The following is a 14,008-nucleotide window of genomic DNA, read 5'->3' as shown; positions in this document are numbered from 1 at the left end:
GTGCTTTTATATTTTTAGAATGTAATCTTATAAGTTCCGGTGGATGATGTATTGGCTTTCTCAGCCTTTACATATTTCTTGACCCAGGCGACAGATGTGGATGATACGCAAGGATCTGAAACTCCTCCTAACCTTCTGGCAGAAACCACATTTCCAGCTTTATCTACTGTGTAAGCAATGGTAATAGATCCACTTTCGGTGCAGCTGTGAGATGGCTGTGCACCTCCTCTGCCCATTGTCCCGGGGATATATCCTACCAGCTTCCTGTCGATTCCTACCTTGCTGTCTCCATTTCCATCACCGCCTAAAGGATCTCCTGCATTTCCTATCCCATCACCAGTTCCCTGGCTTCCGGCTTTTGTACCTCTTCCTTTTATCAGGTTACCAATAGCAGCATTTCCTTTTCCGTCACCAGTTCCTGTTTTTGAATTAGCAGTAGCAGCTCCGGATTTCTTAGTATTTTTTGAAGCATTGGTACTCGTTGCTTCCTTTTTCTCAGCTTTTTTTGATTCCTCTTTTTTAGGAACTGTATTTTTTGAACTATTTCCTGTAATGATTTTTTCCTTAGCTTCAGTTTTCTTTGGCTCAGGAGCAGGCTCCGGCTTTACTACAGTTTTAGTTTCAGGCACAGGTGTTTCCGCAGGTTCCGGAATAACTTCTTCTGTAGCTGCAGCTAAACTTCCCGGTTGCTCAGCAGGCTCTTCAACTCCTTTCCCGTTTCTGTTGTCTCCAAAGTTCACAAGCATTGTTGTCACTACTTCAGAGTCTTTATCCAGCTCAGGTTTTAATTTATATAAAAAAACAAAAAGCAAAACGGAAGCCCAGATAAGAATAGTAAGCAAAGCGCTCTTTATCCTATCTTTATTCTCTTCATTTTTATTTGCTGTATAGCTTCTCATCTTTAAAAGTAATTCTTTCCGAGATTCGGATTTGTTATTTGTCTTTAACCGTTGCGATAGCAATATTAAATTTATATTTTTCAGCGATTTCCATAACGAAAACAACATCTTTATGCAGTGTATTTTCGTCTGCTCTTATCGTGAAAGATTTATTGGTCTGATTGGCCATTTTATCGGCAATAACCTGTTCCAATTCTCCTTTGTTCACTGGGTTATCATCAACAAAAAATGAACCATCCGGTTTGATGCTTACCGTAAGAGGATTGGGAATATTATCTTCAGTAGCTCCCGCCTTTGGCAGATTTACGTCTATAGCACTCTGATTGGCTGCAGAAGATGTTATCATAAAGAAGATCAGCATCAACAGGATAACGTCTGTCATCGCTGCTAAACTGAATTCCGGATTCGCTTTATTTCTTCTCTGAATTTTCATCTGTTTATTCTAATATTTTTAATGGTCAGATGGAATCGCTCTATTGTTAATTTTCTTAAAAAATTTCTGATAGTACGATTTCATAAGAAAGATTTATAAAGGTTTGTTGATAAGATCTAAAAATTCTCCAGACATATTCTGTGCCTTCAATACAAACCGGTCAATTCTTGTTAAAAGAATATTATAACAGAAATTGGCAGGAATAGCTACCGCCAAACCTACAGCAGTTTGCCCTAAAGCAGTATAAATACCTTCAGAAAGCGTTTTTGGAGAGAAAGATCCTGTTGCATGAGATAAATTAAAGAATGCAATAATCATCCCGATTACTGTTCCCAAAAGTCCCAACATTGGAGCAATACTAGGTACTACAGCCAAAAGATTTAAGTTCTTTTCCATATTGGCCACTTCTACCTGAGCCTGAGATTCCATAGCACTTACAATATCAGAAACAGGGCGTCCCAATCTTGAAATCCCTTTTTCTAAAATTCTTCCTTCCGGAGAATTCTGTGTTTTGCAATAATCTGCTGCAGCTTCTATTTTTCCTGCTTTGATAAAATCTTCAATATTATTCATGAAATTGGAATCTGTCTTTGAAGACAGCCTCTTGATAAAGAAAAATCTTTCAAAAAACAGATATAGGGAGAATATGCCCAACAGCAATACAGTTCCCATTACTATTTTAGCGAAGGCTCCTCCGTGGAACATGATCTTCCAAAATGAAAATTCTAAATTGTCTGTGGCAACTACAGGTGTAGCAATTTGCGCAAATAAAATCTGAGAAAGTTCCGTTAACAGCATTAAATGTGAATTTTATTAAAGTTTCAACGACAAATGTAGTGGAATATTATTAATTGATATCTTAAAAATTGCTTAAAACCACTTAAATTTTGTTATGATTTATACAAATAGCAAATTTCTTTCCAAAAAGAAATTTTGAAAAGAAATTCGATATTAAAAAAGAGGAAAGACTCTGTTAGTCTTCTTCTACGTCAATATCATCCTGCCTGAATTCACATTTTAACCTAAAAGGAATCGGTGTATCTGATCCGGTATAGAAATCATCAATACTCCCCTTCCAGATTAGCTGAAGTTCACCTTCCTCGTTTCTTTCAAAAAGAAGCTCATTGTCATAGACATAAGCGTCTTCATCATCGAAGAGGTCTACCTCGGTATAGGTATCTTCATCAGAATCATTGATTTTAATGGTTTTGCCTTCTATCTCCCCAGAATCTATGGGGAAATCAAAAATTTCTAGTGAAAGCTGCGGAAAGTTGTACTGTAATGAATCATCATCTACGTGATCCAAGCTGTCATCCGTTATAATTTCAACCTCTAAAAAATGTTGCTGGTTGCTGTAGACGGCTTTACAATAAGTATTTCTGATATTGTATTTTAGCGTTTCGTCCGGATGGTAAATTTTTAAAATCCCTTTCATTTTTCCTTAAAAAAGAACTGTAATAATATGATTGTTAAACGTTTTAGACAAAGATAAAAAATTGATTCAAAGTTAAAAGGATTTTGAAAATTATTTTTTAAAATCAATTCAGACAATGGGTATGAATCTCCCAATAATACTTACTTTTGTTTCATAAAGATTCTGAAAATGAAAAACATTTTATCAAAAAGTATCCTGGGAATAGGATTGATGATAGGCCTTGCTTCGTGCAAAAAGACGGACTCACCACTTACAAAGGTGACTCCCAGCAATCTGGATTCTATTGCTGCCAACTATTATGAGCAGTACCTTAAACTATATCCTTTAGATGCTACAGCACAAGGAGATACAAGGTATAATGACCAGCTACCTATCAATATTGATAAAGATTTTATCTCAGGAGAGGTAGCGTTTTACAATTCGGTACAAAAGCAGCTGGATCATGTAGATTACAAAACACTGTCTGACGATGATAAAGTAGTGTATGACGTGCTGGATTATACTTTAAAAGATAAAATTGAGGCTTATGCCTATCACCCCGAATATATTCCTTTCACTCAGTTTGGAGGGCTTCCGCTTACTTTTCCTTTATATGGAAGCGGAGAGGGAAATCAACCTTTTAAAACAGAGAAAGACTACAGTGACTGGCTAAAAAGAATGGAAAAGTTCCCGGAATGGATGGATGCGGCAGCAGACAATTTCCGTGAAGGGATCAATAATAAAATCGTACTCCCTAAAAAACTGGTTTTCAAAATGATTCCTCAAATGAAGGCAGAGGAAATCATTACACCAGACATGGAAAAAAATATTTTCTATGGGCCGATTAGAAATTTCCCAAAAAACTTCTCTCAGGCTCAGAAAGATAAATTTTCGGGGCTTTATAAAGATGCGATTACTAAAAAAATTATTCCTGCCTATACCAAGATGGGAGCCTTTTTAGAAAAAGACTATCTGCCGAAAGCCAGAGATACTGATGGTTACAACAGTCTTCCCAATGGGAATGAAATTTATGGCTATTATGTAAAAAGCTGGACAACTACTAAGAAATCTCCAGACGAGATCAATAAAATCGGCCTACAGCAGGTGGCTATGCTTCGTGCAGAAATGGAAAAAGTAAAACAGCAGGTAGGTTTCTCCGGAACTCTGGAAGAATTCATCACCTTCGTGAAAACTGATCCCAAAGCAATGCCTTATAAAACATCTAAGGATGTTTTGAATGGGTTCAACAGCATCTTAACCAAAATTACTCCGAAGCTGAAGACCATGTTTAATGTGACCCCAAAAACAAAGTTTGAGATCAGACAGACTGAGAAATTCAGAGAGGCAAGTGCGAGTGCGGAATATATTCCGGGAACTCCGGATGGCAAAAGAGCGGGAATTTTCTATGTTCCTCTTCCTGACCCCACCAAATTCAATGTTACCTCAGGAATGGAATCTCTTTTCCTTCATGAGGCAATCCCGGGACATCACTATCAGGTTTCTCTTCAGCAGGAAAATACAAAACTTCCGAAATTCATGAGATTCGGATGGTTTGGAGCATATGGTGAAGGATGGGCACATTATTGTGAAACACTGGGCCCTGAGTTTGGATTATATACAGATCCTTACCAGAAAATGGGATACCTGAGTGATCAGATGCTGAGAGCGGTAAGACTTGTGGTAGACACAGGGATTCATACGGGAAAAATGTCACGGGAAGAAGCCATCAAATATTTCTTAAGCAATATTTCTTATGATGAAGGATCGGCTGTTGCAGAAGTGGAAAGATATATGGCAATGCCCGGACAGGCGCTAGGATATAAAATAGGTTCTTTAAGAATCCGCGAACTTAGAGAGAAGTATCAGAAAGAGCTTGGAAATAAGTTTAATCTGGCCAGCTTCCATGATGAAGTACTAAGCCAGGGATGCCTTCCTTTGGACGTTCTGAACAGAAAGATGGAGCTTTGGGCTAAAAAACAGAAATAAAATCTTTATTAACAAGAAAATACAAAGGGTACTGAAGAACAAACAGTGCCCTTTTTCGTCTCTTTTTTTCCATTTCGAAAATTTAAATAAATTTAAATATAAAAAATCATGATCACAGAAAGCCTGAAATCCCTATACAACAGAGATCTGAATAAACTAAAAACAGAGATAGAAGCCTATCAAAATGAAGAAAACCTTTGGAAAACCGATAAAAACATTGCCAATTCTGCCGGAAACCTCTGCCTTCATTTAGTGGGAAACCTCAATCATTTCATAGGCACACATCTTGGAAATACAGGTTATGTGAGACATCGCGAACTTGAATTTTCTTTAAAGGATGTCCCAAGAAAGGAACTTATTGAAAAGATTCGGGCAACCGCCGTCGTAATAGAGACAGCACTCAGCCAATTATCTGAAGATGATCTGAAAAAAGAATACCCTCTTGTGGTTTTTGAGGATATTATGACCACAGATTATTTTCTGATTCACCTTATTGCCCATTTAGACTATCATCTGGGACAGATCAACTATCATAGAAGGTTACTGGACTATTAATGACCTTTTTATTAGTAAAAATTCCCTCTGAAGAAGAGGGAATTGTGTTTTTATATGATTACTGATATTATTTTTCAAACATCATATTGGTGATAAAATCTTTATCTCCCTTCCCTCTTGCAGGGGAATATTCTCTTCCGTAAAAGATAATCTGAAGGTGAAGTTTGTTCCATACCTCTTCCGGGAATAATTTTTTGGCATCACGCTCTGTTTCAACCACATTTTTCCCTGAGGTAAGTTTCCAAAGTGTCATCAGACGATGAATATGGGTATCTACCGGAAAAGCAGGAAAACCAAAGCCCTGGCTCATCACTACTGAAGCCGTTTTGTGTCCTACTCCCGGAAGCGCTTCCAGTTCTTCGTAGGTCTGGGGAACGATGCCCTCATGTCTTTCCAATAAAAGTTCGGCCATCCTTTTCAGGTTTTTGGCTTTGGTATTGGACAGCCCTATTTCTTTGATCAGTTCTTTGATCTCAAATTCTTCCAATTTCGCCATTCTCTGCGGAGTTCCTGCTACGGCAAAAAGATCAGGAGTCACCTGATTCACTTTTTTATCTGTTGTCTGGGCAGAAAGCGCTACGGCAACCATCAATGTATAAGGATCAGTATGATCCAGCGGAATAGGTGTTGTAGGATATAATTTCTCCAGTTCTATCTGAACGAGCTCAGCTCTTTGCTTTTTTGTCATGTAACCCTTAAATTTGAACAAAATTAAATCATTATGCTGAAAGTTGGAGACAAATTACCTGAATTTGAAGGAATAAATCAGGACGGGGAAACAGTAACCTCATCAAAGTTGATAGGTCAAAAACTAGTTGTTTTCTTTTATCCTCAGGCCAGTACACCAACATGTACTGTGGAAGCGTGCAATCTGAGCGACAATTATTCGAAGCTTAAAGAAGAAGGATTTCAGTTATTGGGAGTGAGCGGTGACTCTGTAAAGAAACAGAAAAATTTCCACAGTAAGTTTGCTTTTCCTTATGATCTTATTGCGGATGAAAACCGTGATATCATTGAAAAATTCGGAGTCTGGAAGGAGAAAAAAACGTTTGGGAAAACCTATATGGGGATTGTAAGAACAACCTTTATATTTAATGAAAACGGAGTCTGCACCAGAGTTATTGAAAAAGTAACTTCAAAAACGGCAGCAGAACAGATTCTGGAAGAATAATGTTTCTTATACTAAAGCACAAATATTTTCATCTGCGAGACCCTTCTAAGGGAGGCTTTGAAAATATTTGTACTTTTTTATGTTGATCTTTATTCTGTCTCGTAATAGTTTAGCTCTTCATCTTCACCAGGAAGAGTAACACATTTTTGAAACTTCAGTCCCAGTTTTTCGATCAGATTCTGAGAGGAAAGATTGTCTTTTGAGATGATGGCCGATATTTTTGACAGTCCGAAATCATCCATTCCAATGGATTTTACCTTTTTGGCGGCCTCAATTGCATATCCTTTTCCTTCAAACTCTTCCAACAGAGAATATCCGATATCTACGACATCAAGTCCTTCTCTTTCAAAGATTCCCACAGCTCCTATTTTTTCGTTCCCTTCCTTGGTTAGCAAAAGATAGTTTCCGAATCCAAGTCTTTCAATTTGCGGCGCAAATCTGCTCAGGATATAATTCTCAGCATCCTCAATGGTATTAACGTTGCGGTTGCCGATATATTGGATAAACTTAGGTCTGTTATAAAGTTCAAAAATGAAATCTCTGTCTTCACGGGACATTGGCCGAAGTATTAACCTCTCAGTCTCGTAAACGTTATCTGCGTTTGGGTGTTTTGTTAAGCTCATCTTTCTTTGGTTCTTCCTTTTTTTCGATTTTTAAAAGTCTCGGGTTGTTAGCACATTTTTTATTGTAAAGCTCAATGTAGGTTCCGTTATCTTTTACCTGAGTAACAGCTCCTGTAGCTTTATTTACCGTCAAGGTATAATGTGTTTTCTGATAAGGGCATTCTTTTGAGGTCAGTTTTCCAAGATCTAAATAATAATTAGACTTGTCTTCGTGATAATTTCCTGCAAGATCTTTAAATTCTTCATCTACGATATAGCCGTCAGCAGATAATACTATTGCGGCTTCCTGAGCATTATCAACTTTTCCCACGAACTTTTTAAGCCCCTCTACATCAAGAACATAATTTACCTTTCCTCCTTCGGAATAGGCAATATAATAAAAACTGTCCTCACTGGGAAACAAATTGAATCCCGAAAACTGAGGAGTATAGCTTAGTTTACTCGCAGTCTTTATCTCCTCTCCTTTTCCGTAGCTGTTGTATACCAGCACCCAGGAGTCCACTTTATTATCAGGATTAATCTGCTGCAAAATACCCGAAATACTTGCAAATTTCTTTTTCTCCTGAGAATATCCTAAAATTCCCAAAAGTAAAAAAGAAAAAACAGTAAAGCGTGTTGCAGTTGTAATCATAATTTTAAAATCAATAGAAAGTATACCAAATATTACATGAATTTCTCTCCTTTCTTGAAACTTTTTAAATCGAGAACATAATCTTTTATCAGCTGATCATTTTCACGGGGGCAGATAAGAAGTGCCTTATCGGTATCTACAACGATATAATTTTCAAGACCGTCAATAATCACCGCTTTATTGTTGTTTTTTAGACGTACAATATTTCCTTTTGAGTTGTAGGCCAGTAAGTGCTTTAGTTTAAAAGCATTTCCGTCTTCATCTTTTTCTGTATTTTCATAAACAGAAGTCCATGTTCCAAGGTCACTCCATCCTAAATCTGATGGAATTACATATACATTTTTAGCTTTTTCTAAAATTCCATTGTCTATAGAAATCTTTTGAACCTTCGGATAAATGGTTTCAATACAGCTGTTTTCTTTGTCTGAATTGTATTCACACGCCATAAAATGCTGCATCATCTCAGGAAGATAGTTCTCAAAAGCATGGTGAATGCTTTTTACATTCCAAATAAATATCCCTGCATTCCAAAGGAAATCTCCACTTTCTAAAAAGCTTTGAGCAATTTCAAGAATCGGTTTTTCTGTAAATGTTTTTACTTTGAAATATTCCGATCCCGTTTTTTCTACAAACTGAATATATCCGTATCCGGTGTCAGGCCTTGTAGGAGTAATCCCAAGTGTTACCAGATAATCATGTTTTGAAGCGACTTCAAATGCCAGCTCCACTTTTTCCAAAAAAACATCCTCTTTAAGGATCAGATGGTCTGCCGGTAATACAATCATGGTTGCATCCGGATTAATTTCAGCGATTTTGTTAGCCATATAAAGGTTACATGCTGCTGTGTTCTTCATAAGAGGTTCCCCCACAACATTTTCTTCAGGAATTTCCGGAAGCTGCTGATGAGAAAGTGATACATACTCCTTATTCGTAATCACGAATATATGCTCTTTAGGAATTATCTTGCTGATTCTGTCATAAGTCTGCTGAATCATGGTACGTCCTGTTCCTAAAATATCCTGAAACTGTTTTGGAAATTTCTGCGTACTCATCGGCCAGAACCGGCTCCCGATTCCACCCGCCATGATAACGCAATATCTATCTGATTTTAACATTCTTAGCTACATTTTTCTACCCTGGCCAAAGGTTTGAAAGAATACTTTCTTCCGGTAGCCAGGTTCTGACAAAGATAGTTTTTTTTAACCAGACCTTCGAATAAATACTTTTCGTTGCGATAGATAAAAAACTCACCCTTCTGAAGTTCTTCAATAAACTGGAGCCTATCGTCTTGTTTTTCAGTATGAAAATACCGTACAAGATCCGGGCTTGCCATGAAATTTGCCTTTGGTGATTTTGAAAACTTTACGATGACTGGTTTCAAATCTTCGTCATAGACTTCAAGGCTTTCAAGAAGCATATTTTTATACGTTTCTTTCCACTCACTGCCATGAGGTGAAATTCTGCGTCCATATTTTTCAAAGGCAATCAAATGCGCCAGTTCATGGGTGAGCACAAAGAAAAAAAGCTGAGGAGTTAATGTAGAATTGACTGTAATTTCATGAGAATTGTCTGGGAGCTTTCTGTAATCTCCCAGTTTAGAATTTCTATTTCGTGTAACTTTTATATGAATATAGTAATCTGAAAACCATATCCTTAAGTATTTAAGTGTATTTTGAGGTAAATATTTTTCTAGTGATTGGATAGACATTTTACAAACTTAACGGAATTCCTGCATAGAAATTCAATAGTTTAAGACTAAAAAGGTAATTATATTTCGCCTGTGCTACTGATCCCTGTGCATTTGCATAATTATTTCTTGCGACATTTACATCATAAATAGTTGTTCTTCCCACTGCATAGCTTTTATCTGCAAACTCAAGAGCAAGTTTTGAGCTTTTTTCCGCTTCTACCGCTGCCAGATAGCTTTCATAGTTAGCATCTGCATCAAACTGGGCCTTCTGTACATTTTGTCTTACAGTCTGTTTCTGTTGTTCCCATGTATTTTTGGCAATACTTTCATTTATTCTGGATTGCTCTACCTGGAGTTTTGTTATTCCTTTATTGAAAATAGGAATATTCACAGAAACACTGGCCTGCTGTCCAAAGTTGTCTTTATACTGCTGAAAGAATCCTTTTTCCTTTACGTAGATAAACTCATTTCCTATATTATCAGTATTCAAAAGGTTGTTATAGAAAGTTCCTACTCCTACACTAGCCGTTATAGTAGGCCAAAAAGCGGTTTTCGAAACTTCGGTCTGAGCTTCTGCCGAATTGATCCTGCTTACAGCAGCTTTTATTTGAGGTTGAGATTCATAGGCTATGGCTAAAACTTCATCCACAGATTTAAGTTCAGGAGCTAACTGATCTGAAACAGCGACATCTTCCACATCAAAATTCTTATAATCAGATAATTGTAAAAGCTGAACCAAAGCAAACAAACTTCTTCCCACGTTCACCTCAGCCGTTTTTAAATTCTGCTTCTCTCTTGCTAAGGCAGCTTCCGCTTCAGCGAGAACAGTTTGAGAGGTTGTTCCTACGTTTGTTGTAATTTTTGCTCTGTCGTATTGTTTTTGTGCATTTCCCACAGCACTTTCGGAGATCTTCACAATTTCTTTATTTAGAAGTGTGGTTAGATACTGCTGTGCTATCTGTAGAGAGATATCATTTTTAATGGTTTCTACATCATAAAGACTTGCCTCTAAATCAAACTGACTTTTTCTTACCGTCTTTTCCATTCTGCCATTATTGTACACCAAAACATCAGCTCCAACACTGGCATTATTACTGAACCTGTCATTTCTTAAACTTCCTGTTCCGAACGACGTCTGTCCAAAGCTGACCGTATTTCCTAAACTCCCTGAAACAGATGGTAAATAGCCTTTTTTAGCAATTTTAAGGCTTGCATCCTGCGATTGCTTGTTATATTTATTTTGGATAACCTGAAGATTATGCTCCACTGCATAGCTTACGCATTCTTCTAAGGACCATTTCTTCTGAGCGTTTAAACCCAGATAACCCAATCCGAAAACGATAATCCAAACTTTTTTCATATGTATATGTTTATTTGTTTTTTAATGGTCCTATGAAATCGCGTCTTCTTCATCAATATTGGTATCTCCAAATGAGAGCGATTCCCTATTAAGATTTTTCAATATTAGACGAATTAAATATAAAAAAGTTACAGATTGAAAAATTATATTTTATTTTAAAAAAACTTTTGAGAATTTTGTACCATGACAAATGAACAATATCAGGAAGCTATCGATTGGCTTTTCGTGCAGATGCCCAACTATCAGGTAGATGGGCAGAAGGCTTACAAACCGGGACTTGATAATATTACCAAGCTTTGTGCTTTCTTTGGAAATCCTCAGGAAAAGATACAGTGTATCCATATCGGAGGAACCAACGGAAAGGGCTCTTCAAGCAATATGCTGGCTTCAGTTCTTCAGGAAGCAGGTTATAAAGTGGGGCTTTACAATTCACCGCATCTTATCGACTTTACAGAGCGAATCAAGGTTAATGGGAAAAACTGCAATAAAGAATTTGTCTTTGATTTTATTCAGAAACTTAAAAGTATTCCGGAAGATATCCGTCCTTCTTTTTTTGAGTTCACTACAATCATGGCGTTTGAATATTTTTATCAGCAACAGGTAGATTTTGCCATTATTGAAGTGGGACTGGGGGGAAGACTGGATTCAACCAATATTATTCAACCCCTGATTTCAGCCATTACGAACGTTCAGCTTGATCATCAGAATATTTTGGGTGATACTATTGAAGAGATTGCCGGAGAGAAGGCGGGAATTATAAAAAGCCACATCCCTATCATCTCCGGCGATGACAATGATGTGGTCAAAAATATTCTCAGAAAGAAAGCTCTTGAAGAAAATGCACCTTTTACAGATGCCACATTCATCCAGAGTGAGCTTACTTCTGATCTGAAAGGAAACTATCAGAAGAAGAACATTAAAGTGGTACTGGCTATAGTAGAAGAATTAAAGAAGTTAGAAATAAACATTACGAACGAAGATCTTGAAAAAGGACTGCTAAACGTTCATCAGAATACAGGTTTTATAGGCCGTTGGTTTGAATTCTCAAAAGATCCGCTTATCATTTGCGATACGGGACATAATCAGGCAGGTTTGGAGCACGTTTTTTCGCAACTTAATTCAATTGACAGGCACAAGCATGTCATTTTGGGGTTTGTAAATGATAAAAAAATAGATGAAGTGATGGATTTACTTCCTGAAAATTCTGAGTTTTATTTTGCAAAACCATCTGTCAACAGGGGAAGACACCCGGAAGATTATGAAAATCTACTTCAGGAGGCGAAAATTTTTTATAAAATTTTTAATTCTGTACAAGAAGCGTATCTAGCTGCAAAAGAACGATGTACAAAAGAAGAAATGATTTTTATCGGCGGAAGCAACTTTGTTGTTGGAGATTTTTTAGAAAAAAATTTGGAGATTACTGAATAAGTTGTATATTTGCACCACTCTAAACAAGGAAACAAGTATAGGGGCTCTTAGCTCAGTTGGTTCAGAGCATCTGGTTTACACCCAGAGGGTCGGGGGTTCGAATCCCTCAGGGCCCACTAAAAAGGATACTGAAGCCTTTCAAAAAATTTCAGGGCTCTTAGCTCAGTTGGTTCAGAGCATCTGGTTTACACCCAGAGGGTCGGGGGTTCGAATCCCTCAGGGCCCACAAAATCTCTCAGGAAACTGGGAGATTTTTTTGTTATATATAAACTAAAAAATCTATGAAAAAACTTTTTATACTTTCCTTATTTATTATAACTTCTATAAAAAGTCAGACTCTTGGAACTCAGGATATGACCTTTGGAAATAGTGGATCAACAGAATTCACATTTAGCCCACCTGTCAAAGGATTTCAGGCTTATAATATGAATCTTCTCCCAAACAATGATTTTCTTGTGGGAGGCGTGTCCAATTGGGGATGTAGCTCAACAAGCAATTACACAGGAATTCTTTCTAAATTTAACCAGGAGGGAACGTTAGATACTTCTTACAACCAGAACGGTGTTTTAGACAATTCAGCTATTGTCAACAGGATGAAACCATCAAGGGACGGCAATTATTTTATACTAAATCAATATTCTACTTTATCGAAAGTTGACGTTAATGGTAATCTTATTACTTCTTGGGGGGTGAATGGCTATATTACATTACCCTATCCCTATAACATCCGTGATTGGAAAGAATCTCTTAATAACGAAATTATCATTAATGCTGTTAAAGTAAATTTTGACAACAAAGTATACTCTGCTATTTTCAAATATCATCAAAATGGTACTTCAGACGTTTCCTTTGGTACTAGTGGTAAAATTGAATTTGCCAATCAGCCCAATCTCATTATAGCTAAAACTGATATAGACAATGAGGGTAATTATATGTTTACGGGAAAAATTAGCACTAGCTTAGTATATAATGATGCCAATATCATTGTTTTTAAAACCAATCCAAATGGAAATCCAATTTCCAATTTTGGAACAAACGGGCTTTTAACAATAACTAATTATGTATCTAATACTACCAATGATACTTTTACCTTTATCACTCCTGACAACGGCATTATCATTATCACCGATAGACTTTTAATGTTTAAAGTTTTATCTAACGCAACTCTAGATCCTTCCTTCAGTAATGGCTATAAGTTTCCTCAAAATGTTGCCGGTATTACCGATGTTCATTTTGTCAATAATAATTTTTATGTTTTTGCGGATAGAAATGCAACCACGTTTCTTCTGGGAAAGATAAATATCAATGGAAATATTGATACAACTTATAATGGAAATGGCTATATATTAATCAATAAACTAGCTGGTCCTCATGGTTCAACAAAGACGCTTATTCAAGGGAATCGATTAATTATTGCTGAAAATATGGAAAACTATTACTGTTCCCAACTCAACTGGAAACTTATAATGAGAAGATTCTATATTGGTGAAGTTCTTTCAACAATAGAAAATAAATACCCTGATTATACAATAATTTATCCCAACCCTGCAGAAGACAAAGTTTTTGTGAAAGGCCTTACTAATATAGAGCTTTTATCCATTGATGGTAGGAAAATTGAAATAAAAACTCAATTTAAAGACAAAGAACAAATTCTTGATATTAGCCAACTAAATAAAGGAATTTATTTTATTAAAGGCAAAAGGCATGATGACAAAGTAGTTTCTAAAAAAATAATAAAGAAATAATTTTATTGGCCGTCAATAAAAACTCGGAATTGATTTACAATCAATTCCGAGTTTTTTTTCTAAAAGCAACTTC

General features: G+C 36.6%; 15 protein-coding genes and 2 tRNA genes. 7 read left to right on the top strand and 10 right to left on the bottom strand.

Going from position 1 to position 14,008, the window contains the following annotated elements:
* Window positions 1-14: 14 nt before the first annotated feature.
* From LF887_RS23970 to LF887_RS23955, 4 genes are all read right to left on the bottom strand, one after another.
* Window positions 15-899: a ferric siderophore ABC transporter substrate-binding protein gene (locus LF887_RS23970; RefSeq protein ID WP_236856748.1), complete on the bottom strand. Its 885-nt coding sequence runs from the start codon at window positions 897-899 to the stop codon at window positions 15-17.
* A gap of 34 nt (window positions 900-933) precedes the next feature.
* On the bottom strand, window positions 934-1,332 hold the full coding sequence (locus tag LF887_RS23965) for an ExbD/TolR family protein (RefSeq protein WP_236856747.1): 399 nt from the start codon (window positions 1,330-1,332) through the stop codon (window positions 934-936).
* Window positions 1,333-1,425: 93 nt separating this feature from the next.
* Window positions 1,426-2,130 (bottom strand): MotA/TolQ/ExbB proton channel family protein, encoded by a 705-nt coding sequence (locus tag LF887_RS23960; RefSeq protein WP_236856746.1) that lies wholly within the window; start codon window positions 2,128-2,130, stop codon window positions 1,426-1,428.
* A 175-nt stretch (window positions 2,131-2,305) separates the two neighbouring features.
* Complete coding sequence (locus LF887_RS23955) at window positions 2,306-2,767, bottom strand: hypothetical protein (RefSeq protein ID WP_236856745.1); 462 nt, start codon at window positions 2,765-2,767, stop codon at window positions 2,306-2,308.
* 168 nt (window positions 2,768-2,935) lie between these two features.
* On the opposite strand from LF887_RS23955, the gene LF887_RS23950 reads away from it, so the two are divergent.
* Complete coding sequence (locus tag LF887_RS23950; RefSeq protein ID WP_236856744.1) at window positions 2,936-4,732, top strand: DUF885 domain-containing protein; 1,797 nt, start codon at window positions 2,936-2,938, stop codon at window positions 4,730-4,732.
* A 108-nt stretch (window positions 4,733-4,840) separates the two neighbouring features.
* Complete coding sequence (locus LF887_RS23945) at window positions 4,841-5,287, top strand: DinB family protein (protein WP_236856743.1); 447 nt, start codon at window positions 4,841-4,843, stop codon at window positions 5,285-5,287.
* Window positions 5,288-5,354: 67 nt separating this feature from the next.
* Here the strand turns inward: LF887_RS23945 and LF887_RS23940 are convergent, their stop codons facing one another.
* Window positions 5,355-5,975, bottom strand: coding sequence for an endonuclease III domain-containing protein (locus LF887_RS23940; protein WP_236856742.1), 621 nt, complete (start codon window positions 5,973-5,975; stop codon window positions 5,355-5,357).
* Between the two features lie 33 nt (window positions 5,976-6,008).
* On the opposite strand from LF887_RS23940, the gene bcp reads away from it, so the two are divergent.
* On the top strand, window positions 6,009-6,458 hold the full coding sequence (gene bcp, locus LF887_RS23935; protein WP_236856741.1) for a thioredoxin-dependent thiol peroxidase: 450 nt from the start codon (window positions 6,009-6,011) through the stop codon (window positions 6,456-6,458).
* A gap of 89 nt (window positions 6,459-6,547) precedes the next feature.
* On the opposite strand, the gene LF887_RS23930 is transcribed toward bcp, so the two are convergent.
* Genes LF887_RS23930 through LF887_RS23910 form a run of 5 tightly spaced genes read right to left on the bottom strand, consistent with a single transcriptional unit; the run spans window position 6,548 to window position 10,762 of the window.
* Window positions 6,548-7,081: a GNAT family N-acetyltransferase gene (locus tag LF887_RS23930; RefSeq protein ID WP_236856740.1), complete on the bottom strand. Its 534-nt coding sequence runs from the start codon at window positions 7,079-7,081 to the stop codon at window positions 6,548-6,550.
* Window positions 7,050-7,712: a hypothetical protein gene (locus LF887_RS23925; RefSeq protein WP_236856739.1), complete on the bottom strand. Its 663-nt coding sequence runs from the start codon at window positions 7,710-7,712 to the stop codon at window positions 7,050-7,052. The genes LF887_RS23930 and LF887_RS23925 overlap by 32 nt, the downstream gene beginning before the upstream one ends.
* 32 nt (window positions 7,713-7,744) lie before the next feature.
* On the bottom strand, window positions 7,745-8,827 hold the full coding sequence (locus LF887_RS23920) for a mannose-1-phosphate guanylyltransferase (protein ID WP_236856738.1): 1,083 nt from the start codon (window positions 8,825-8,827) through the stop codon (window positions 7,745-7,747).
* A gap of 2 nt (window positions 8,828-8,829) precedes the next feature.
* Window positions 8,830-9,420 carry a SprT-like domain-containing protein gene (locus LF887_RS23915; protein WP_236856737.1) on the bottom strand — a complete coding sequence of 197 codons (591 nt, stop codon included), beginning with the start codon at window positions 9,418-9,420 and terminating at the stop codon, window positions 8,830-8,832.
* A 1-nt stretch (window position 9,421) separates the two neighbouring features.
* Window positions 9,422-10,762, bottom strand: coding sequence for a TolC family protein (locus tag LF887_RS23910; RefSeq protein WP_236856736.1), 1,341 nt, complete (start codon window positions 10,760-10,762; stop codon window positions 9,422-9,424).
* Window positions 10,763-10,945: 183 nt separating this feature from the next.
* Between LF887_RS23910 and LF887_RS23905 the strand changes: the two genes are divergently transcribed.
* The 4 genes from LF887_RS23905 (at window position 10,946) to LF887_RS23890 (ending at window position 13,935) form a co-directional block, all read left to right on the top strand.
* Entirely contained in the window at window positions 10,946-12,190 is a 1,245-nt protein-coding gene (locus LF887_RS23905; protein WP_236856735.1) for a bifunctional folylpolyglutamate synthase/dihydrofolate synthase, read from the top strand.
* Window positions 12,191-12,231: 41 nt separating this feature from the next.
* Window positions 12,232-12,306: transfer RNA gene (locus LF887_RS23900), tRNA-Val, on the top strand.
* A gap of 35 nt (window positions 12,307-12,341) precedes the next feature.
* Window positions 12,342-12,416, top strand: a tRNA-Val gene (locus LF887_RS23895).
* Between the two features lie 55 nt (window positions 12,417-12,471).
* A complete protein-coding gene (locus tag LF887_RS23890; protein WP_236856734.1) occupies window positions 12,472-13,935 on the top strand; it encodes a T9SS type A sorting domain-containing protein in 1,464 nt (487 codons plus the stop codon).
* The last annotated feature ends 73 nt before the right edge of the window (window positions 13,936-14,008 follow it).

It is taken from the genome of Chryseobacterium sp. MEBOG06 (assembly GCF_021869765.1).
Lineage (GTDB): Bacteria > Bacteroidota > Bacteroidia > Flavobacteriales > Weeksellaceae > Chryseobacterium.
The sequence above is the reverse complement of the archived record's forward strand: the minus strand, read 5'-3'. Positions and strand labels throughout refer to the sequence as shown.

Excerpts from the sequence above, each read along its gene's own strand:
- LF887_RS23970 (WP_236856748.1), bottom strand. The coding sequence starts at position 899 with ATGAGAAGCTATACAGCAAATAAAAATGAAGAGAATAAAGATAGGATA.
- LF887_RS23965 (WP_236856747.1), bottom strand. The coding sequence starts at position 1,332 with ATGAAAATTCAGAGAAGAAATAAAGCGAATCCGGAATTCAGTTTAGCA.
- LF887_RS23960 (WP_236856746.1), bottom strand. The coding sequence starts at position 2,130 with ATGCTGTTAACGGAACTTTCTCAGATTTTATTTGCGCAAATTGCTACA.
- LF887_RS23955 (WP_236856745.1), bottom strand. The coding sequence starts at position 2,767 with ATGAAAGGGATTTTAAAAATTTACCATCCGGACGAAACGCTAAAATAC.
- LF887_RS23950 (WP_236856744.1), top strand. The coding sequence starts at position 2,936 with ATGAAAAACATTTTATCAAAAAGTATCCTGGGAATAGGATTGATGATA.
- LF887_RS23945 (WP_236856743.1), top strand. The coding sequence starts at position 4,841 with ATGATCACAGAAAGCCTGAAATCCCTATACAACAGAGATCTGAATAAA.
- LF887_RS23940 (WP_236856742.1), bottom strand. The coding sequence starts at position 5,975 with ATGACAAAAAAGCAAAGAGCTGAGCTCGTTCAGATAGAACTGGAGAAA.
- bcp (WP_236856741.1), top strand. The coding sequence starts at position 6,009 with ATGCTGAAAGTTGGAGACAAATTACCTGAATTTGAAGGAATAAATCAG.
- LF887_RS23930 (WP_236856740.1), bottom strand. The coding sequence starts at position 7,081 with ATGAGCTTAACAAAACACCCAAACGCAGATAACGTTTACGAGACTGAG.
- LF887_RS23925 (WP_236856739.1), bottom strand. The coding sequence starts at position 7,712 with ATGATTACAACTGCAACACGCTTTACTGTTTTTTCTTTTTTACTTTTG.
- LF887_RS23920 (WP_236856738.1), bottom strand. The coding sequence starts at position 8,827 with ATGTTAAAATCAGATAGATATTGCGTTATCATGGCGGGTGGAATCGGG.
- LF887_RS23915 (WP_236856737.1), bottom strand. The coding sequence starts at position 9,420 with ATGTCTATCCAATCACTAGAAAAATATTTACCTCAAAATACACTTAAA.
- LF887_RS23910 (WP_236856736.1), bottom strand. The coding sequence starts at position 10,762 with ATGAAAAAAGTTTGGATTATCGTTTTCGGATTGGGTTATCTGGGTTTA.
- LF887_RS23905 (WP_236856735.1), top strand. The coding sequence starts at position 10,946 with ATGACAAATGAACAATATCAGGAAGCTATCGATTGGCTTTTCGTGCAG.
- LF887_RS23890 (WP_236856734.1), top strand. The coding sequence starts at position 12,472 with ATGAAAAAACTTTTTATACTTTCCTTATTTATTATAACTTCTATAAAA.